The following is a 20,642-nucleotide window of genomic DNA, read 5'->3' as shown; positions in this document are numbered from 1 at the left end:
CAATAAACCAAGCAATACAGCCACTTCAAATACTTTCCTCTATTCCATTGCACCAATAAAAAAGTATTTCATTTGCAACATTTTGAATTATGAGTCAATTGTAGATGTACCATTGTAGGTACATCTACAATTGACTCATAATATCCCAACTTTTTTCTACTCCCTTGTACTTTGTTGATTTGCACCATTTCTAAAACACATTACTGAATATGGTCAAACTCATCTTCTTCCCGAAAATCAAAACAGATGTACCAACAAGGGTACATCTGTTTATCATTTTACTAATTCCGGGAGTTTTTCATCTTTTCGAATGCCTTTAGTTTGCGATACAATACAGTACGATAAATACCCAATTGATCCGCGGTCACACCGATTCGTCCACCACATGCTTTCAGTACTTTCCGAATATATTGTTCTTCAACTTTATTCATTACTTCTTTTAGCGTACCTCTTAATCCCAACAAACCAAAAATGTCCTGGTTAAACAACGTCTTGTCAGTAAAGACATCTGAAGACAGCGCACCAAAAGACTCATCCTGCAAGCTGTTAATTACCTTTTTTTCTACAGCATTTCTTAACTCGCGCACGTTTCCCAGCCAGTTATAGCTTTGGAATAATACCAATTCATCCACATCAAATTCAATTCTTGTTCCATATTTTTTATTCATTTCTTTCAAAAATTTTAAGCTCAATGCTGCGACGTCTTCCGGCCGTTCTCTTAGTGGCGGTATCACGATAGATATAACATCGAGACGATAATACAAATCGCTACGAAAGGAGCCTTCCTCCATCATCTTTTTTAAATTTTTATGTGTTGCGGCAATCAGCCGAAAATCAATCTTTTTCTCCACATAGCTGCCGAGACGCCGAACTTCGAAATTCTCCAACACTCTAAGAAGTTTCGATTGTAACGTTAAGGGAAGTTCTGCGATTTCATCTAAAAATAATGTGCCCCGATGCGCCGCTTCAAATAATCCCATCTTACCATGCACACTTGCCCCGGTAAAAGCCCCTTTATCATAACCAAACAATTCAGATTCAACAAGATGCTCAGGCAAATTGGCACAATTGACTGCGATAAAGGCTTCACTAGATCGTTTGCTATGACGATGTAAGTATTTAGCCAAAATTTCTTTACCGCTCCCTGTTTCTCCGTAAAGCAAAACCGTACTATCCGTCTGTGCCACATTATGTGCTTTGAGCAGCACTTTTCGCATTGCCATACTCTCAGCTACAATGCTATCCGTATCCAAGACGTAACTACGCAGGTATTCAACCTCCCTTTTCCGCTGATTATTGAATTCCCTTTCTTCGGTAAAGACATATTTATCGTTCAATTTCTTGGGTCGCCCAGTCGTTATGACCAATGTAACATTACCGTCTTCGTCAAATACCGGTGTACTAGTCGAAACTTGTGTCAAATTAAGTCTAGTTGTTAACAAGCCACTTATAGCACACTTTTTCTCTACGACCTCCATTGCATATGATTTATTATAATACCCTTCACGGACAAGATCTTTTAAGTTGGATCTTAGCAATTGGTCCAAAGACATATCCATTGTCACAGCAGTGGTTGAATTTGAGAGTAATACGTTCCCATAACGATCAGTTACAAATACTACATCAGGCAGGTTCTCAAAAATTTTGAGGAAATGCTGCTCCGTAAACGGATTGTTTATTCCTGTCTTTTTTGAAATATGCGTCATTCAATCCCCCTCCCACTTCTGTCCCCAATTTATCGATCATCAATCATTGATTTTGCTACCCAAAGAATATCGAATCAATAATTCCGACAGCTTTTTAATTTCTAATAGATCAGGTGGCAATTCTTTGGCTCAACCTTCAATCCATTTGCTTGTCAATTCTAAATATTTTATCTGTTTTACATAAACATACAATACTCCTGCCAAATTTATATAAATCTGGCAGGAGTTGTAGATTATTTTTACCAACGGCTACCCATTATTTATGTAGCTGTTTCATATGTACTATTCCTTATATTATTTTAGCGATCCACTATTTTCTAACCCGACTAATCTTTTTTCCTCCCACATGAAGCTTAACAACCGCCTTATCGGTGTTCACCTTCACTCGGCTAACAGACGCAAGCTGCTCAGTAGCCATAGCTACCACTTTTTTAACTATACTTCTGCTATAGTTAAAAACTAGGACATTAATGGTCAACTCCATGGCGATAATTGGTTCAACACCCATGCTGCCCCAATTCGGTGACGACTTTACATCTACCTGATTCAAACGTGTTAGAGACAGAAACAGAAAATCATTTTCAATGGTTGTTCTAGCAAACATTTTTATGTGGCCCAATATGACGCCATTATAGGCTAAGGGCTCCCCAATTCCAACCAAAAATTTCTTAAGAAGCTGCTCAACCTCTAATTTGGAAATCTGCCTGTTAAACTCAATTCGTTGCACCTGGCTAAAAACAGTTGCGTCACTCAATCTGAAATACCTCCTTAAGCAGCGTCAGCGATAAGGGGACCGTCGCGCTAGCCGTCAAGACTGGTACTTGACCGACAAGAGCCTTTATATCGGCAACCGTCGTTTTAAGATCGGGACCGGCGATGTCAGACTTGTTGACAATGACTAAATCGCTTTTTTCCACCTGAGCAACGACCAGCGGCTCAAGCACTTCCTTTAGTTCAGTCCACCGTCCACCATCCACGATCGTCACCGTCTTGAAGGTTGCAAAGGCAGAACAGTATTTGTTGACCAGTTCTACAATATTGCCTGGAATGGCCAGGCCTGTCATTTCAACCACCAGCCAATCAGGATTGATTGTTTGATAAATTTCATTAACCGCCGTCACCAAATCACTTGTTATTTGGCAGCACACGCAGCCACCAAAGAGAGGACGCACTTGAATGCCACTGCCCTGAAATAATTTGTCGTCCACACCGGCGTCACCAATTTCATTCTCAATAATGGCCACTGTCTCCTGTCGAGCTTCTGTTATCTGCCTGGCAACCTGCAAAATAGTAGTGGTCTTACCCGAACCTAGAAATCCGCCAAAAAGTAGGATGTGCATAACGAATCTCCCCTTCTCAAGATAATCCGACAGCCAACTGGAAATATTATGTTTAATGCATTCCCAAAAGCATTTATATATACATCTATACTATGGCCGCTACCTTTTTCCTGCAATGATCAATTTTTTTAATAATTTTAATTTACTAACTACTCAATATAGTAAGCTTGTCACACTCAGGTTGAACATCTCTCGCTATTCCTTTCATTACTACACACTAAATGTTCCAAAAACTTTATCAAACAAAAAAAACATGTTCCTGACAAGTCAAGAGCATGGCCTTTATTGCAGCTTCAAGATCCTTTTGTTGTTTTTTATCATGAGTCATTTATAGGACTGTTCTAATAAATCCTGTATTAAACCATCCATAAATTCAAGTTCCTGTTTAATTAATATAAGTGGGTGCCAATATAATGCTAGTAAATTAATTGGCAGCTTTTTTCCACCCTGAGATTCTAGTTTATGATTGATATTGTCCGCAACCTCGGTCAGGAAGTCTTTTCTCTTCTTCAGTGCAGCTACAGCTTCTTCTTCGGTCACAAACGAAATAGCTGCCAGAGCCAAATCGAACCTGAACTCTCTTTCCCTTGTAGATGACAAAGCCTCTATAATCTCTTGCTGTAAAACTTTTTTCCCCTCAGCTGTTATTTCAAATTTTCTTGGTATAGGACCTCTCCCTCGTTTGGCTGTGTCTATATAAGAATTAACCAATTGTTTTTTTCTTAACTTATTCAGTCCAACATAAATAGAAGTGGTCCCCATATCAGCCCACTCCTTGTAGCCCCGTTCTTTGATCAATTGGTTAATTTCATAGCCGGACACCAATGTTTTGTCATAAATAATTTGTAAAAGCACAAATTCACCATTCGCAAGTTCCATAAATATCCTTCTCCGTGTTTATAATAGTTATTCTATATAATATTACACTAAAGTTATATTGTATGCAAGTTAAGAAAGAGTCTTAAAAGAAATGAAGCGGCTGGATCGCCAGCTAGGCTCTCTATCCAACCGCCTTGAAAAAGGAATGGAGAAATTATGGGGGACTTGCATCCCTTTAACTGAATCAAAAGAACCGTCCCATTGATTCTAGATTTCTTTCTTCTTGGGCCATCAAAAGTTTTGCGTTTACGCAAGGAGGCTCAACTAGTATCTGCTACTAGTTGAGCCTCCTTGCTGCGCAAAACTTCCGATTGAACCCTCACCATCCTTGGCTTCTCTAACGAATCAGCGATATTCATTGTTTTGATAAATAATTGCCGTCTTGGGCAGGTGCAAAATATCCTGCATCAACTCCCCGGGGTTGCTTAACCACTGTATACCATTATGAGTCCATATCCAAGGCAGGGCCGTATTCGTGTAGTAATATCCGTCGAAATAACCCCAGCGGCTGAATACATGACCAGGCCCAATATCATTGCGGTGTTGCCACAATTCGCCAAGATCCGTCAAACGATAAGACGGCTGTTCTTTATGTAAACTACTTTGTGGGTAAAAGAACAGCGAACCCGCTTTGGGCAGAGTACCAAGCGTTTCAATTTCATGAGTCCCTGATTGCATGGATATCATGAAGCGGCTGTTAACGGAAAAGTTTTTAAAGCTTTTCCATTGTTTCCATTTCCCATTACTGTAGGCTAAGATCATGTCCACGTTCTTAGCCTCTAAGCCAGGCTTACGCAGTGCCATCAGAACACCGATCATGTCGTTTTCATGTTCCTCATCTCCCCCATAACGCGGATAATACAGATAATAACCGACAAAATAATGCGTAGTACTTTCTACTAAAGAATAGTAGACCTCCGGGTCAACCACGCTGACAAACGGCAGGTTCATTGAATTATTATTCGTACGCCAATCCTGGTCGAAATTCACCTTGGTAAAGACATTCACCCGGTCTACCGGACTGGTTGAATAATTTTGCTGCTCCATAACGGGCGCCCACCGTAAAACGACATCCATTGGAACGGCTGCATCCGTTGGCGCGAAATTTACTAACGTAAACAGACTAGCGGCCATCGTTGCCATCATCAGTCTTTTCAGGCTTGCTCTCATGGCCCCACCTTCTTAGGCGTAATTAAAATGATCAGTTCCGTTTCATGCTTTTCTCGGTCGCTGGAACGAAATAACGAGCCGATGATCGGTAAATCACCCAATAACGGAGTTTTGACAACATCCGACGTGTCCTGACGCTGAATGAGTCCGCCAATAACGATGGTCTCACCGTCTTTTACACGCAGCGTCGTCTCGGCCTGCCGCGTCCGTATGTTAGGATTGCCGTTTTTGGTCTCATTGGTTTTGTTACTTACCTCTGGTTTGATATGTGCCGTAATGGTACCGTCATCATTAACCGTCGGCGTTACTTCCAGTTTGATACCTACATCGACATACGTTACAGATATACTTTCAGTGCCGTTTGATACCTGATGGCTTTCTACGGCCAGCTTATCTCCAATGAGGATCTGGGCCGTCTGCCCATCCAGGGCGGCGATACGCGGGCTGGCCAGCAGACGGGCTTTTTTGTTTTCGAGAAGGTGATTAAGCGTAGCTGCAAAGTTCACCCCATACTTCCCGAGACCAACCCTATATTGGGAACCCTCTAGCGGGACAGCTGCCAGAGTGTTATTGGGAGGAATGCTTGGTAACGCCGTCGTTGCCCCCCAATCAACGCCCAGATCTTTATAGTCGTCGCGGGATATTTCAATAGCCTCGGCTTCAAACATGATTTGCTGCGGCGGAATATCAATTTGCGATATAATCTCTTTGACTGTGTCATAGTCATCCTCATCGCCGACGGCGACCAGCTTGTTATTGATGAAATCCACTTTAAGTCTGTCAGCCGGGATCAATGAGCTGATGAGGGTTTTGACTTGATCCGGTTTGACATATTTCAGTTGGATAACTAAAGGATGAGCAAGAGATATATAGCTATTGGCATTGGGCAAAACCGTATTTTGCGGCAAGTTTTGGTTTGCGCCGGAAATAGCAGGAGCTTGTCCTCCCTGCGGCACTGCAGCATTCGGCGGGAACGGCGAAGCATTTTGAACAGCATCGTTACTTTCCTCGGCAAAGGCCAGTAAGGACATATTGAACAGCAGCAGGACTGCCAAAATAGTGACAGAGATCATTTTTCTACGACTTATACGCATACACTCACCTCCGCTTCTGCTAACCTTTTTCTTCCACCCTTGTGAAATACCTTTTATGAACATGTTAAGTTTCGATTAACATTCTATCTTAAGCACCGTCAGACTATGTCCTATCCAACCTCGTTTTCTGTCCTCCCTCGGCCTCGTTTATATTTACATAACATGGAATATTTTCCTGTGATAACTCGTTGTGTCATTATGACTCATAGTTACATTAATCAACAATTCCTTTACCTATAATTTACATTTTTTTAACCTATTCCCATGAACTGCGAGTATAATAGAAAAAAAAGGCTCTTATTCCATCGTACAGCAAGGTACTTGGGGTTGAAGCAGACGTGTTAAGCAACCGATATCGCATTGGCAGTTATAATTGGACAAGCATCCGCCGCAATTTCAAAAAACAAACAGAAAAATTCTTACAACTTATTTTTTTATCATAATATTACGCCTATGTAATATTACATGTCAATAATAAATAATGACGCTGCAAAACTTACTAACCTTAAATTTAGGAGGTTATTAGAATGTGGAAAAAAATATCCGTTGGTGTAATAGTAACGATGTTGCTGGGAACAACCGCCATGGCCGGCAACACGGACAGACTGACAATGAGCGGTTCCACTTCCGTCTATCCGTTGGCCCAAGATCTGGCGCAGGCCTATAATGCCCAGCATACTGATAAGACAAGCTTCCGTATTGGACAAGGTGGTTCCGATGTTGGCATCCAGGACGCGGCCACAGGCATCGTAGACATCGGCAATGCCTCCCGCAACCTCAAACCGAGTGAAGTCGCCTATGGGCTGGTGGCTACCCCCATCGCCCGGGATGCCGTCGCAGTCGTCGTGAACCCCTTCAACCCAGTGCGCAATCTTACTACCCGACAGATTGCCGGCATTTTTAACGGAACTATCACCAACTGGTCGCAAGTCGGCGGCAATAACGCCCCCATTAATGTCAATTCCTACACGGCTTCTGCCGGGTCCGATACGCTTGATTGCTTCAGCAAACATTTCTTCGGCAGCAGCGGCACTGTTGTCGCAACTGCCAGTCAGTGGGACTCCGACGACAGGCTCCGTCAGGCCGTCGCCGCCGATCCAAACGCCATCGGCTTCCTTTCGCTGGCCGTTCTTGACGACAGCGTTCAAGCACCCAGCCTGGACGGCCGGGTAGTCAGCCTGGACGCCGCCCGCTCCGGCCAATACAACGTCATCCAGAATTTCAGCATGGTCACCAAAGGCCAGCCCACCGGCCTGGTAAAAACCTTCATTGACTGGGTTCTCAGCCCCGCCGGGCAGGCGATTGTCACCCAGAATTATCTGCCCCCGCAATCCGGTCAGGCGATGATAGTCAAAAGACAGCAGGAACGTCCCCATCGTCTGCTCCGTCATCAATCGGGAATGAGCCCTACGGGCTTTTATTCCAATAGATAACAGTCTTGAAGCTTGAAGCGCCCGCTGGGCAAAACTCCATCCCGGTTAGGGTTAGCTTGGCCATTTTGCCGCAGGCGGACACGTCAGGCGCACAAGTGAAAGGAGGGAACAGCATTCTACCAACAAGGTGATAAGCAAGCAAACCTAAGAATCAAGAGACTCTAAGAAAACAAAAAACCAAAAAAACAGGAGGTTATTCACATGTGGAAAAAAGTATTGATGGGTGCCATGATGGCAACAATGATGATGGGAGCAACAGCCATGGCCAGTGACAGCCACATCCAAATGGGCGGCTCCAGTTCCGTTTTTCCCTTGGCCCAGAAACTGACGAGTCAGTATATGCAAGAAAATTCCGGTGTAGACTTCCATGTTACTTACAAAGATTCCGGTGCCGGCATCAAAGGCGCGGCCGACGGTACATTTGACATTGGCAATGCTTCCCGCGACCTAAACTCGACAGACCCCGCCGGGCTGGTGTCTACCACCATCTGCCAGGACGCAGTTGTGATGATCGTGAACCCCAATGTCAAAGTAAAAAATCTCACTACCGCGCAGGTTCAGGCTATTTATAGCGGCAAGGACGCCAACAACAAGGCCGTCGTCTACTGGTCGGATGTACAGGCCGGCCTGCCTCACACCAAGATTGTTGTCGAAACCCGCGAAGCTGGTTCCGGTACCCTTGATTGCTTTACTAAACAAATTATGGGTACAACCCAGATAAGCAGCATCGCCAAAGTGAATGACGGCTCTCCGGCTCTGAAAACCGCAGTCGCCACCACTCCTAACGCCATTGGCTTCATTTCCCTGGGCTATGTTGACAACAGCACAGTCATGGGGTGCTCGCTGAACGGCGTGACAGCCTCCGTAGCTACCATCCATAACAAAACCTATTCAGCTTGGCGGAATTTCAACATGATCACCAAAGGCGCACCTGCTACTGGCAGCAATGTGCAAAACTTCATCACCTGGGTTCTCGGCTCCGAAGGACAGGCCATTGTGAGCGCTGACGGAGAAATACCCAATGCAACAAGCGTTTCCGCTGCTGCTAATCACACGCAGCGCACTGAACGCACTCAACGCGCTCACCGTTAACTGGCACTAAGCGACTATTCAGTCTCTACAACTAAGAAGCTAACAATAAAGGTCGGCGTTTGCCGGCCCTTATTGTTTTAAAAGTGAAAGGAAGAAACAGCAAGAAAGTCTAAGAACCAAAAAACAGGAGGTTATTCACATGTGGAAAAAAGTATTGATTGGTGCCTTGGCAACCATGATGATGGGAGCAACAGCCATGGCCAGTGACCACATCCAAATGGGCGGCTCCAGTGACGTCTATCCCTTGGCCCTGAAACTGACGGATCAGTTTCGTACCGAGAAAGGTGTACAATTCAGAGTTACTTACAAAAATTCCGACTATGGCATCAACGGCGTGGCCGACGGCACATTGGACATTGGCAATGCTTCCCGCGACCTAAACTCGACAGACCCCGCCGGGCTGGTGTCTACCGCAATCTGCCAGGACGCAGTTGTGATGATCGTGAACCCCCGTATCAAAGTAAAAAATCTCACTACCGCGCAGATTCAGGCTATTTATAGCGGCAAGGACGTCTACTGGTCGGATGTACAGGCCGGCTTGCCTCACACCAAAATTGTCGTCGAAACCCGCGAGGCTGGTTCCGGTACCCTTGATTGCTTTACTAAACAGATCATGGGTTCAACCCCGATAAAATCGAGCATCGTCACAGTGAATGACGGCTCTCCGGCTCTGAAAACCGCAGTCGCCAACACGCCTAACGCCATTGGCTTCATTTCCCTGGGCTATGTTGACAACACCTCAGTCATGGGGTGCTCGCTGAACGGCGTGACAGCCTCCGTAGCTACCGTCCATAACAAAACCTACCCAGGGCGGAATTTCAACATGATCACCAAAGGCGCACCTGCTGGAAATGTGCGAGATTTCCTCAATTGGGTTCTTGGCCCCCATGGACAGGCCCTTGTGAGCGCTGATGGAGAAATACCCAATGCAACAAGCGTCTCCGCTGCTAATCACACGCAGCGCACTCAACGCGCTCACCGCTAACTGGCACTAAGCAGCAATTAGTCTCTGCATCGAAGAAGCAGCACACAATAAGGGTCGGCCTATGCCGGCCTTTATTGCTTTAAGGAAGCGAAAAAATGCACAATATCCGCCGTACGGCAAAACGGTTGCAACAACAACCGCAGGGCTTGAGCATAAGTTCCGCACAAAATACCCGCCCTTCGTTTGTTGTGAAGGACGGGTGGTATTTAGACAGCTGTTTATTACTGGAATTTAATCTTCACGCCGTATTCCACATAGCGGCCGGGGGCTATTAGATAGGCCGAGGAATAGTACTGCTTGTCAAGCATGTTGTTGAACTTGACGTAGTACTCGCGGTTTTTCAACTCTTTAGTCATCATGAGGTCGACGGAAGTATAAGGCGCCAGGGTGACGGACTGAAATTGCGGCGGCGAACTGGGATCGGTGGACGCACCAGCGGAGCCGTTGGAAAAATCGCTGAACCGGCTGCCCACATAGTTGAGCGACAGATAAGCCTTGAGGCCCCGGCCGCCGGTGTAGTTCAGGCCTAAAGATCCCTTGTTTTTGGGTTGATCGTTGAACTGATGCCCCTCTTCGGGATCCTGGGCCAAGGTATAGGTGTATTGGGCAACGGCTTTCAGCCTGTCGTTGAGTGTTTTGCTTACTTCGGTTTCAAAGCCTTTCATCGTCACCGTTTGACCCGCATTGTCATACACGGTGGCGCCGTCAACGGGCCTGCTCCGAATCTTGTCTGTTACTGTCTTGTAAAAGCCGGTGACATCCAGACTCAGTCCGTCCGGGGCGGTATAAGTTACGCCAAGCTCGCGGTTCAGGGCTTGCTCCGGCCCGACCCGCTTCTTTACTGATCCGATCGTCGAGAAGCTGGCGATTTCCACCGGCAGGGGATAACGGAAGCTTTTGCCGATGGAGGCGTGCAGCGAGGTCCGGTCATTGACGGCATAGCTGAAACCGGCCATCGGATCCCTAAAGATATGGGAAGAGGAGGAATCGTCCGGATCGTACCCAGGTGCCGTGGGGCGCTTATCCTGCGCTGCGGCATTGGGATTTACGTTCAGATGATCCTTGATGAAGTTCTGCCGGTAGCCTGCGGCGGCGACCAGTTTACCCAGCTTCAGCGTATCCTGGAAGAAGTAGCTGTGACTGTCGTAATGGTACTGCACTGGAACAACATAATTAGGCCCAGGGGCAAAAAACCCATTACTTACATCATAACTACCCCAGTTGGTGTCTTGGTCAAAGCGCCGTGTTTCCCAATTAGAACCCCAGAGAACGGTGTTGACCGAACTGGTTTTAATGGTATGCTCCAGTTGATAGCCGCTTGCACTGGCAGTCGAATTCTGGCCGCCATACCATATTTTGGTATAAGTTGGCGATCTTGTCGCGACCAGGGATGTATTTTCACCGGATTTATACACAGTCAGTTTGAGATCGCTGTTGTCGCTCAGCTTCTGGTTATAGGCCAGACCGCTGTGCCATTCGCTGGCCGGGTCGAGACGCAGCCTGGCTGTATTGTACCAGAAACTGCTGGTGTTTTGTGCATTGCCAATCTGGCCGCCGCTGCCGGGATTGGTGATAATCACGCCGTTTTGATCATAACGGTCAGGCAGCTCTTCGTATTTTCTCGCGTAGCTGCCTGACAGGGTAAGCGAAGATGTGGCGTTAAGGGCAAAATCCAGCTTACCGTCGTAGTAATTGTCTCTTTTCGCAGTATTGGCGGTATACCCGTCGCTTGTCTCATGTTTAACATCAAAATAGTAATTGACTTTTTGATTGCCGCCGCTCAGGGAAGCGCTCTGGCGCAGCGTATTCCAACTGCCGACGGAGGTGGAAAAATCTGCGCTTTGTTTACCGCCTTTTTTGGTTGTGATGTAAATAACGCCGCCGCCGGCGTCGCTGCCGTACTGGACAGGCGCCGCGCCTTTATAGACCTCGATTTTTTCGATGCTGTCCGCCGCGATGCTGTTTAGATCGACGATGCCGTCCATCGAGCTCAGGGGCACACCGTCGACAAAGACTTTGGTATTGGTGGCATCGCTGCCGTGGATGCTGACCGTGGCTTTGCCCTGTATGTTATTGCCGCTGACAACAATGCCGGCCTGTTTCTCAAGCACCTGGGTGGCAGTTTCCGCCCCCTGGGCCTTGATGTCCGCGCTGGTGATCTCCGTCTTTTTGATGGCCAGGCGCTCCTTGAGCCGGGTGTCGGTGACGTCCACTTCCTCGACGACCTCGTCATCGGCCGCGTCGGCGGCAACTACCGCTGGCGCCCAGCTGGCATACAGCAGCATGCAGCCGATAACTGCCGCCAATTTTTTTCTGCGTGCTTGTTTCATGGCTTCCTCCTTTTGGTCTTGTACAAGATAGGTGCAGTGTTGCACACTTCCTTCCCGCGCCATAGGGCCACTTCAGCGCCCTATGGTGCGGTGAGAAGTGACCGGGCTTATTTTCCGGACCTTCCGGCGGCCGGCGGCAGCGCCACCCCGCCGTCGACGACAGTCAATGACAGAGCATCGTTAGAAACCGCTCCGGCGGCCGGGGAAGACGCCGCGCTCAGACCGGGGTTGTTTCCGCCGGCCTGAGCCGCGCCGTTGGCCCATTGCCGCCGCTGCTGCGTCGCAAAGTAATCGGGCGTCATCCAGAGCCGCGCGGCGATACCGGCATCCGTCGTCGGATCGTCCGCCGTGTAGATAAAGCCGCTGCCGGAATAGGTCGGATTGGGATCATACGCCGTGCCCCACAGCACAAAGCCGGGCAGACCGCCGCGCGTATCGGCGACCAGTTTGTCATTTAGATATTCAAGCTTCAGGTTGCCCTGATAGTTACTGTCAAGGTATTTGGTGTTATAGAACAACTGAGATAGATAGCTGGATGTAGCATAGTATTTTGCAGAGGTACCTGACGGTGATAGCCAGTTGGGAAGCAGCATATCCTTGGCGTAGATCAGGTAGCGGCCGCCGGCCTTGATGGCGTTTGGGCCATCCCAGTTGACAAAGTAGCCGCCGCTGTTGATGGTGATGTCACCGCCGGCTATGATTATCGGCTGGCCGCTGCCGACACCGATAGCAAAATTTTCGGACGTGTTGATGGTGATGTCGCCGTCGGCGCTATACTTCGTTTCATCCCCGATTGGACTCAACAACTTATCCGTCCGGTAATTTATACTATTGCCGGCGTAGGACTCAATGCTCGTCGGCAGTTGGCTGTTATCCACACTGATGTCGCCGCGGGCATAATCCGTCCGATGGGTGGTAATGCTGCCGCCGACTGTACAGGACAGGCCATGTCCGTCATCACCAGAATCATTGGACAAATGGATGTTTTTGGCGGCGAAATTACCTGTTACATCCAGATCGTACCGATAAAAATTCCGAAAGAACCCACCGGGGACATTCCACTGGCCTGAAAAGACGGGGTAAAGCTTCACAGTAAACAGCAGGTCGGAGTAGTTGTCAGCAAGTGCCGCCACCACTGCTCCGCTTGAGACTGGGTCGGCAAACAGTCTTTTGAAGTCAAAACCAAATGTCATGGCTGCATCGGACATTTTCGGATCCCAAAAGGGAACACTGAGCAGCAGGGTATCTTTCTTCAGGTCATAAAACGTTCCATCAGACATTTCCGGAAAGACGGAGTTGGCCTTGTAAGGCTGACCCTCTACCGTAAGCAGCATAACTTGAAAAGGACACATTGCGATGTCGGTGCCGTTGTGCGGAGCCGTTCCCGCCGAACTCATAAAGTACAGGCCATCGGCGCCGAAGGTCTGAGTCTGGTAGCGGGCGATGCTGCCTGAGATACGGTCGTTAGTATATCTGTTCACCGTTACGCCGGAGCCGCCGTCCTCTACCCGTCCGTACATCATGGAAGGCTGCCAGGAGAGGACGGGAAAATAGCCTGCTTTTGTGTTCCAGTTGCTGAAGGCCGACCAGTTGGAGTTGGACGGATCCAGCATCTCAGCGTAGCTCAGCGCCTTCGTGCCGGTGTCCGGGCCGCTCCCAACCCCCACTTTGTAGGAATAGCGGGGATCGGTGATAGCAAAAGCAGAGTCCGGATTCCAAATAAGACTGTCGACCGTGGTGCCGGCAGTGTTGCTGCCGATGAGGCCGCCGACATTGCTGTCCGCGCTGCCCTGCACGGCGCCCAAGGCGTAAGAGGTGGCGAGGCTGCCGTTGTTCATGCCGACCAGACCGCCCACATTGCTGTGCGCGCCGGTGCTGCTTATGCAAGCAAAGCTGTTGGTATCGGCAATGCTGCCGTTGTTGACTCCGGCGATGCCGCCGACGCTGCTGCTCGCGCCGCTGCTGACGACCTGCGCCACAAGGCCGCTGTCGGTGGCGCCGAAGTAGGCGCTCTGGATAGTGCCGCTGTTGACGCCGGCGATGCCGCCGACATTGCTGCTCGCGCCCGCGGCGGTGACAACGGCCTCATTATAGGCCGAGAAAATCGCGCCGTTCGCGGCGTTGTCGCCGGCAATGCCGCCCACGCTGCTGCCCGTTCCCTGAGCAGTCACCCGGCCTGTATTGTAAAGCCCCAGATCCCATGCATCCGTGCCTATGCTGCCTGTGCCGGTATTTTGTCCAACGATGCCGCCGGCAACGCTGTTGTCGCCTTCCGTTATGACCGCACCGCTGTTGTACACGAGGTTGTAATCGTTGGAAATGGCGCCGGTGTTACGACCGGCCACGCCGCCGGCGTAGCTGCCGGCGCTGTTCGTGCCGCGACTAGCCACAGTGCCGGTATTGTAGGAGGCGTTGATGGTGCCGTCGTTTTGACCGGTCAGACCGCCGACATTGCTGCCCGCCCCCGTAACCGTAACCGCGCCGGTATTGTACGAGGAGCTGAGGCTGCCGCCTGCAGCGTTAAGACCGGCGATGCCGCCGGCATAGCTGCCCGTGCCTGCGGCGGTGACCGTCACGGCGCTGCGGGCGGCGGCAATGCCGCTGCCGCTGTTCACGCCGGTCAGACCGCCGACGCAGGCGTTGTCGCCTGTTGCCGTCACCGTGCCGTCCACCGCTGCGTTGCTGACGGTGCCGCCCTCGCTATAGCCTACCAGACCGCCGACATAAGTGTTGCCTGCTGCCCCGGCGATGTTGACGTTGGTCAACGTCAGGTTGCTGAGCGTGGCGCCCTGGGTGTAGCCGAACAGGCCGATGGCGGTCAAAGGCGAATTGCTGATTGTCAGGTTATTGATGACGTAGCCGCTGCCGTCCAGGCTGCCTGTAAAAGCATTGGCGCCGGTGCCGACGGCCGTCCAGTTGCGTCCGGCGAGATCGAGGTCGGCCCGCAGCCGGTAGCTGCCGCTTAAATAGTTTTGGATAGCCTGCAGCTCAGACGGCGTATAGAGGCCGACGGTGCCGTCGGGCGCCACCGTCCAGGCCAGATACTTGTTGCCGCCGTAACTGACCCAATTGCCGTCGCTGTAGTCGGGTGCGGTAAGAGTGCCGGTATTGCTGCCTGCCACGGGGCCGCCGGCGCTGCCGTTGACACTGCTGTCAGCATCAAGGTAACTCGCGCTGACTGTGCCGCTATTGGTGCCGACCAGGCCGCCTGCCGCAGCGGCGGGACCTGCTACCTTGGCTGAGCTGAAGGAGGCGGTAAGCGTGCCCGTGTTGCTGCCGGCAATACCGCCGACGCTACCGCTGCCGCTGACCGTGCCGCCTGTGTAGGTGTTGTAGATGCTGCCGTCATTGACGCCGGCCAGGATGCCGGCCGACTGATTGGCCGCCGTGCCGCTGACCGTGGCGTTGGCCAGAGCGAGGTCATGGACCGCGCCGCCGGCAATATGACCGAACAGACCGACGGCGTCGCCACCGTCGTAATCATGGATGGTCAGGTAGCTGACGGTATGTCCCCCGCCGTCCAAGCTGCCGGTGAAGCCGGTGATCGGCACAAAGCCGACACCCGGCGCCATGTTATAGCCGCGCAGGTCGAGATCGGCCGCCAGCGTGTACTTAGCCATCGGGTCCAGGGCCATGAGCTGCAGCTGATGGGCATTGCTGATGATTGTGCTGTATTCGGAGCGCAGGAACGGGGTGGTATAGCCGTCGAGCATGAACCAGGTGCTGGCAAAGTCCCAGCCGCTGTAGCTCTTATGGTCCGCCGCCTGGGCGCTTGTCAGGCCGGTCAGCTGGAGTGTTTTCCCGGTATTGGTGCCGACGCCTTGGGTCTGGCCGGACCGATCGGTGTCCCAGAAGCTTTGGCTGATGGTGCTGGCGCCGCTGTTGCTGCCGACAAAGCCGCCCACACGGGTCTGATCGCCGCTGTAGCTCACCTTGCCTGTGCTGTAGGAATTGGAGATTTTTTCCCCTGTGTAAGTGGAATCAAGCCAGACGGTGTCATACGAGCCGCGCTCAGTGTACGCGTTGTCCCCGCTCGCCCCCACCAGGCCGCCGGCGTATACAGTGGACTTGGCATCGCTGTTATGCACCGTTACCGTGCCTGTGCTGTAGGATTGGTCAATGCTGCCGCCCCGGTTCACCCCCACCAAACCGCCGGCGAAGAACGTGGCATGCTGGATGCCGTCCAAACCGGCGTAATTGACTGTGACCGGCCCGCTGCTGTAGCTGTTCCTCACAAAGTTGCTGTCGTTGCTGTTTAGCACATTATCGAACCCGCCATTGAGGAGACTATTGTAATCAAGCTCGCCGATCAGGCCGCCGGCCGCAATTTGGCCGCCGGCCATAGATTGGTAACGGATACCTTTGCCTTCGTCGACGGTGACCGCAGTTTGGTTGCCAACGCCGTTGGCGGTGACTGCCGCCGTGCTGGAGGAATTGACGACGCTGTCGTGGCTGCCAATCCGGCTCTCCAAAACCAGACCGGCCAGGCCGCCCACGGCACTGGCCTGGTTGCCTGTCACCTTGCCTGTCACAGAGACGTTATCGACGGTGGCCGAATCAGCCATCCCGGCCAGGCCGCCCACATAACATGAATAACCGATGATATCGCTACTGCCCATAGGCTTGTACTCGTCAGTCTGATACTTGTTAGTGCCTGTGATATCAACATTGGTCAGACTCAGATTGCGAACCGTACCGCCTTGGCCGATTTTCGCGAAAAGTCCCACCGTGAGCGGTGTAGATAGGCTGGTAAAGGTGCTATTGATGTACAGGTTGGCGATGGTATGCCCGTCGCCGTCGAAAATCCCCGTAAAACCTTTGTTTTGCGTACCGTCGGTGATGGGTGCAAAGCCCTGGCCGTTGTTCCAGGTGCGGGTGACGCTGGCGTCAATGTCCCGCCCCAGGGCATAAACACCTGTAGTATTATAAGTGGAGGTACTACTATTGCCGATATTCTGCAATTGATTCACGTCGTTGACAAGCATATAAGACCGAAGCTTGTTGTTCGCGGTGATGCCGTCGGCCTTGTTCACATAGGCGCCGTAGGGGCCTGTCAGCAGCCCCGCGGCAGCATCCCAGGTGGTCTGGGTCGCACTGTCGCCGTAGCTTGCCGGGTTGTAATAGATATTGACCGCGCCGTCGGTGAAAACGTGGCCCGTGCTGCTGCCGTCGGTGAAATTAACGGTACCGCTGCCTGTGCCGGTGTTGTCGGCCCGCAGCTTGACGGCGGCGCCGCCGCTATTTTGGATATCGCCGTAAACGTCGACGTCATGATAGGCGGAAAGCGTCAGACTGTTGGCTGATGACCAGGATACAGAAGCCGTCACCGTGATGTCGCCGGCGTCACTGCCCGTTGTCGCGGTTTGAACAGTAATACCGGTACTGTTCAGCGAGTTGCCCAAATCCACATTATTCCAGTAATTGGCACCCGTAGCCCCCGTGCCGATGGTATAATCCGTAGGATCCAGAAGCCAGTTGCCGACTTGGCCCTGCGGCGCCGTCGTGACTACTTTCGCGTCTTTGCTCAGGGTCAGGGTGTGATGGCCGGACGTTTCGACCTGACCGCCGTCGCCCGACTGGCTGCCGCCCCTGGCGGAAATGGTGCCGCTAAAAACCGTTTTATCATCGGACCACACGGCAACCTTACCGCCGTTGCCGCTGGTAATGGCGTCGGCGTTGATGCTGGCTCCTGCGGCTACGGTTGTCGTCCTCGCGTTTGGCTCAGGGCCTTTCCCCTGAAAATTGCCGCCGACAAGCGCCGTGCCGCCGCCCTTGTCGCCGGAGACGTCAATCGTGCTTGTGCCGGTTAAACCGACTTTATCGCCCAGCACCTTGACTGTGCCGCCGGTCTGGCCGCCCGCTTTTCCTGAGGCGTCGAGGGTGCCGCTATTGGTCACTGTGCCTGGCACAGTGCCGCTGGTGCCGCCGTCAAGGGTAATGACGCCGTTCCTGTTTTCCAGACCGCGGGCTTCAATAATGCCGCTGTTGTTGACCACACTCCCGGCCAGGGCGTTGGCCGCCCTGGCCGTCATGATAACTTGTCCGCCGTCGGCCTGGATGAGGTTATGGTTGGCCGCGCTGGCGTTGAGCGCCGCTTGGCTGACGGCAAGATTCAGCAGGCCGTCGCCGTTAAAGTTCAAGGTCACGGCCTGTCCGGCACCTAAAGCTGTCGTGCCTTTTTGCGCCACGATGACACCATTATTGGCCACATTGGTGCCAAGTAAGGCCACATAGCCGCCGTCCGCTGCCGTGATAGCGCCTTCGTTCACGACCGTGCCTGTACCGCTGCCATTACCTGTAAAGGTATACTGGCTGTTCGCAGCGTTTTGGAAATCGCTGTCAGACAGATTCAGCGTCGAGGCCACTAATCCGCCGACATTGACCTGCGCCCCTTTGGCGAACAGCACGCCGTTAGGATTGCACAAAAATACCTGGCCGTTGGCGTTAAGATTCCCGTAAATATTGGAAGCATCGTTGCCAAGCACTCGGTTGAGGGCGATGGAATCCCGCCCGGGCTGGTAGAAGTTGACCGTATTGCCTTTATCAATACTAAAGCTCTGCCAGTCAATGCCCAGCCGGCCGCTTGTCTGGTGAATGTCCAGGGTATTGCCGCTTTGATTCATCGTGCCGCTGCCGCTCGTAATTTTGCCGCCATCAGGCAGGCCGGCCGCCTGGCTGAGTCCCAGCGAACCGAACACCAGACCCGCTGCCATTAAAGGCGGCAGAATATATTTGGCGATTGTTGCGGATGTTCCTTTTGCGTATCCGCTGTGTGTTTCTTTCATGCGATCCCAGTCGCGCCGCCATTTTCTCTGCATATTCCTTGTCCTCCTTTAAAAATATTGAATTCCGTACAACCACCAGCGTCCCCGGCGGTCATGTTCCGACGTCACGGCATGATCGCCGAGTTTCCAGGCGTAATCCAGGCGCACAGTATAATCTTTAGTGCTGCTGGCAATCACGCCCAGACCCGCGCCGGAAAGCGTGCAACCATTATCCCCGGCCTTCGGCAAGGGATTTTTATTCACCATAACGTGGCCGCTGTCGACAAAAAGCGCCAACTGTAAGTCCGGGTCCGGCATATTCCAGCGCAGTTCGCCGCGGACGAGATAGCCCTGATCACCCGAGGCTTCGCCCTGCGGATAGGCCCTGACGCCCTTGGCGCCGCCGAGATACAGTTTTTCCGAGGAATCCAGGTTTTTGTTGGCCCATTGGCCGCTGGATTCCAGTAAGAAATTCAAGCGGGGATTGAGGTTTTGCCAGCGGCTAAAGTCAAAGTTGACTTTCGTATACCGTCCGGCTGTCCGCAGACCGGGAATCCCATATGCCCGGCTGATCCACTGGTCATCGTCTTGCGGCGTACTGCCGTACAGCGTCCGTCCGCCGTCAAAGCCCAGCCGGCCTGACGAAACATTGACGTCATAAGTGTTGGCCCCGGAGGAGTCCTGGCTATCGCCATTCAGCCCCAGACTCCACACATCGGCATGTTTGTCCGACGTTTCAAGACCAAGATAGCCATTGTCGGTAATCTTGCGATAATCAAACTGGAGTTGGACGTTCAGATTGTGGTCGCGGGAACGCACCAGCGGATAGATGCCGAAAATGCTCGCTGTCCTGGATTTACCCGTATCTTCAAGCAACTTAAATTCTTTGCCAAGCTGATAGTGCATGGTGGAATAACTGACACCCAGGCGGGCGCCCTGCGTGCCGACCAGGTTCGTATAGCCGGCGCTGAAGTTATTCAACCCGTTGCCGGAATAATTGTTCCCCAGGTTAAACACATCGCCTGTACCGCTCAGATTATTAATGGTCAGCGTAACATTGCCGACGCCCTGGCCGGTGTAGCGGTTGCCGTAATTGTCCAGCGAAAAGGTGCCTGTCGCATCCTCGTCATTGTCATGAAGTTCAACAGTCAGATTCGTCTTGCCTGTGTCCTTACCCGGGGCCAGAGTGGCTTTCACACTGACGCCGCGGATATCGCTCAACAGCAGCAAATTACGCTCAAGTACGTCTTTTTTTACATAATCGCCGGTCTTGAGGCTGCTGAGCAAATTCGCCACTGTCTGGGGGGACAGGCGGGACTGGTTGCGAATGTCAATGCCGCCGTATTGGCCGGGAACAACCACGATTTCCACCAGCCCGTCTTGAATGCTTTGTGCCGGCAGATAGGCTTTGGCCACCATATACCCCTGTCTGTTAAAGTAATCGGTAATACATTGGGCCGCGGCCTGCAGTTCGGAAAAGCTCAGTTCCCGGCCGACATCAGCCTTGATCAATTCCTGCAGCTGCTCCGGAGTGTAAATCGTCTGGCCCGTAATGTGAAAGCCGCTGACCCTGACTTTGGGCCCCGGAGCTTGTTCCTGTGCCGGCTTTTCTTCCCGGTTGACTTCAATATCCACGTTGTTTTGTTGCGGCACGATAATCTTTTGCTGGTCCAAACTGCTTTTAATGGTGCCGGAGTTAACGTCAACGTTAGGCCGTTGGACCGCAGGAGGTTCGGCCGCCAGCGCCGGGGGGACGCAGCCGATGGCCAGCGCCAGCAGTAGTCCCAGGCTGACCTTGCCGCAGCATAACGTCCTATGTTTTCTAGGCATAAAAAAATCATCCCTTCCT

The 20,642-nt window shown here is 51.5% G+C and carries 12 protein-coding genes; 3 read left to right on the top strand and 9 right to left on the bottom strand.

The genetic code is table 11. From position 1 onward, the window contains the following. Nucleotides 1-281: 281 nt before the first annotated feature. The 6 genes from Ga0466249_RS10140 to Ga0466249_RS10115 all read right to left on the bottom strand — a co-directional run bounded on the left by Ga0466249_RS10140 (nucleotide 282) and on the right by Ga0466249_RS10115 (nucleotide 6,189). On the bottom strand, nucleotides 282-1,706 hold the full coding sequence (locus tag Ga0466249_RS10140; protein WP_215829338.1) for a sigma-54 interaction domain-containing protein: 1,425 nt from the start codon (nucleotides 1,704-1,706) through the stop codon (nucleotides 282-284). Nucleotides 1,707-2,016: 310 nt separating this feature from the next. After that, on the bottom strand, nucleotides 2,017-2,460 hold the full coding sequence (locus Ga0466249_RS10135) for a hypothetical protein (RefSeq protein ID WP_215829337.1): 444 nt from the start codon (nucleotides 2,458-2,460) through the stop codon (nucleotides 2,017-2,019). After that, on the bottom strand, nucleotides 2,453-3,046 hold the full coding sequence (locus Ga0466249_RS10130; protein ID WP_215829336.1) for a GTP-binding protein: 594 nt from the start codon (nucleotides 3,044-3,046) through the stop codon (nucleotides 2,453-2,455). Before Ga0466249_RS10130 ends, Ga0466249_RS10135 begins: the two co-directional genes overlap by 8 nt. A 324-nt stretch (nucleotides 3,047-3,370) precedes the next feature. Beyond that, a complete protein-coding gene (locus Ga0466249_RS10125) occupies nucleotides 3,371-3,925 on the bottom strand; it encodes a PadR family transcriptional regulator (RefSeq protein WP_215829335.1) in 555 nt (184 codons plus the stop codon). A 345-nt stretch (nucleotides 3,926-4,270) separates the two neighbouring features. After that, on the bottom strand, nucleotides 4,271-5,095 hold the full coding sequence (locus tag Ga0466249_RS10120) for a hypothetical protein (protein WP_215829334.1): 825 nt from the start codon (nucleotides 5,093-5,095) through the stop codon (nucleotides 4,271-4,273). Beyond that, nucleotides 5,092-6,189, bottom strand: a complete 1,098-nt coding sequence (locus tag Ga0466249_RS10115; RefSeq protein ID WP_215829333.1) for a type II secretion system protein GspD — start codon at nucleotides 6,187-6,189, stop codon at nucleotides 5,092-5,094. The genes Ga0466249_RS10120 and Ga0466249_RS10115 overlap by 4 nt, the downstream gene beginning before the upstream one ends. Before the next feature lie 527 nt (nucleotides 6,190-6,716). Here Ga0466249_RS10115 and Ga0466249_RS10110 point away from each other — a divergent pair. The 3 genes from Ga0466249_RS10110 (at nucleotide 6,717) to Ga0466249_RS10100 (ending at nucleotide 9,699) form a co-directional block, all read left to right on the top strand. Beyond that, the gene (locus tag Ga0466249_RS10110) at nucleotides 6,717-7,622 is read left to right on the top strand and encodes a phosphate ABC transporter substrate-binding protein (RefSeq protein WP_215829332.1); all 906 of its coding nucleotides are present in this window, start codon (nucleotides 6,717-6,719) and stop codon (nucleotides 7,620-7,622) included. Nucleotides 7,623-7,823: 201 nt separating this feature from the next. Further along, nucleotides 7,824-8,714 carry a phosphate ABC transporter substrate-binding protein gene (locus Ga0466249_RS10105; protein ID WP_215829331.1) on the top strand — a complete coding sequence of 297 codons (891 nt, stop codon included), beginning with the start codon at nucleotides 7,824-7,826 and terminating at the stop codon, nucleotides 8,712-8,714. A gap of 139 nt (nucleotides 8,715-8,853) precedes the next feature. Then, nucleotides 8,854-9,699: a phosphate ABC transporter substrate-binding protein gene (locus tag Ga0466249_RS10100; RefSeq protein ID WP_215829330.1), complete on the top strand. Its 846-nt coding sequence runs from the start codon at nucleotides 8,854-8,856 to the stop codon at nucleotides 9,697-9,699. A gap of 221 nt (nucleotides 9,700-9,920) precedes the next feature. Here Ga0466249_RS10100 and Ga0466249_RS10095 read toward each other — a convergent pair whose 3' ends face one another. The 3 genes from Ga0466249_RS10095 to Ga0466249_RS10085 all read right to left on the bottom strand — a co-directional run bounded on the left by Ga0466249_RS10095 (nucleotide 9,921) and on the right by Ga0466249_RS10085 (nucleotide 20,623). Further along, on the bottom strand, nucleotides 9,921-12,029 hold the full coding sequence (locus Ga0466249_RS10095) for a TonB-dependent receptor (RefSeq protein WP_215829329.1): 2,109 nt from the start codon (nucleotides 12,027-12,029) through the stop codon (nucleotides 9,921-9,923). A gap of 107 nt (nucleotides 12,030-12,136) precedes the next feature. Continuing rightward, complete coding sequence (locus tag Ga0466249_RS10090; RefSeq protein ID WP_215829328.1) at nucleotides 12,137-18,847, bottom strand: two-partner secretion domain-containing protein; 6,711 nt, start codon at nucleotides 18,845-18,847, stop codon at nucleotides 12,137-12,139. Nucleotides 18,848-18,862: 15 nt separating this feature from the next. Continuing rightward, on the bottom strand, nucleotides 18,863-20,623 hold the full coding sequence (locus tag Ga0466249_RS10085; protein ID WP_215829327.1) for a ShlB/FhaC/HecB family hemolysin secretion/activation protein: 1,761 nt from the start codon (nucleotides 20,621-20,623) through the stop codon (nucleotides 18,863-18,865). Nucleotides 20,624-20,642 lie beyond the last annotated feature (19 nt).

It is taken from the genome of Pelorhabdus rhamnosifermentans (assembly GCF_018835585.1).
GTDB classification, from domain to species: Bacteria; Bacillota; Negativicutes; order UMGS1260; family UMGS1260; genus Pelorhabdus; species Pelorhabdus rhamnosifermentans.
Note: the sequence above shows the minus strand (reverse complement) of the source record. Positions and strands in the feature narration are given on the sequence as shown.

Coding starts and splice junctions, on each gene's coding strand:
- Ga0466249_RS10105 (WP_215829331.1), top strand. CDS start 7,824: ATGTGGAAAAAAGTATTGATGGGTGCCATGATGGCAACAATGATGATG.
- Ga0466249_RS10110 (WP_215829332.1), top strand. CDS start 6,717: ATGTGGAAAAAAATATCCGTTGGTGTAATAGTAACGATGTTGCTGGGA.
- Ga0466249_RS10090 (WP_215829328.1), bottom strand. CDS start 18,847: ATGCAGAGAAAATGGCGGCGCGACTGGGATCGCATGAAAGAAACACAC.
- Ga0466249_RS10120 (WP_215829334.1), bottom strand. CDS start 5,095: ATGAGAGCAAGCCTGAAAAGACTGATGATGGCAACGATGGCCGCTAGT.
- Ga0466249_RS10130 (WP_215829336.1), bottom strand. CDS start 3,046: ATGCACATCCTACTTTTTGGCGGATTTCTAGGTTCGGGTAAGACCACT.
- Ga0466249_RS10100 (WP_215829330.1), top strand. CDS start 8,854: ATGTGGAAAAAAGTATTGATTGGTGCCTTGGCAACCATGATGATGGGA.
- Ga0466249_RS10125 (WP_215829335.1), bottom strand. CDS start 3,925: ATGGAACTTGCGAATGGTGAATTTGTGCTTTTACAAATTATTTATGAC.
- Ga0466249_RS10115 (WP_215829333.1), bottom strand. CDS start 6,189: ATGCGTATAAGTCGTAGAAAAATGATCTCTGTCACTATTTTGGCAGTC.
- Ga0466249_RS10140 (WP_215829338.1), bottom strand. CDS start 1,706: ATGACGCATATTTCAAAAAAGACAGGAATAAACAATCCGTTTACGGAG.
- Ga0466249_RS10085 (WP_215829327.1), bottom strand. CDS start 20,623: ATGCCTAGAAAACATAGGACGTTATGCTGCGGCAAGGTCAGCCTGGGA.
- Ga0466249_RS10095 (WP_215829329.1), bottom strand. CDS start 12,029: ATGAAACAAGCACGCAGAAAAAAATTGGCGGCAGTTATCGGCTGCATG.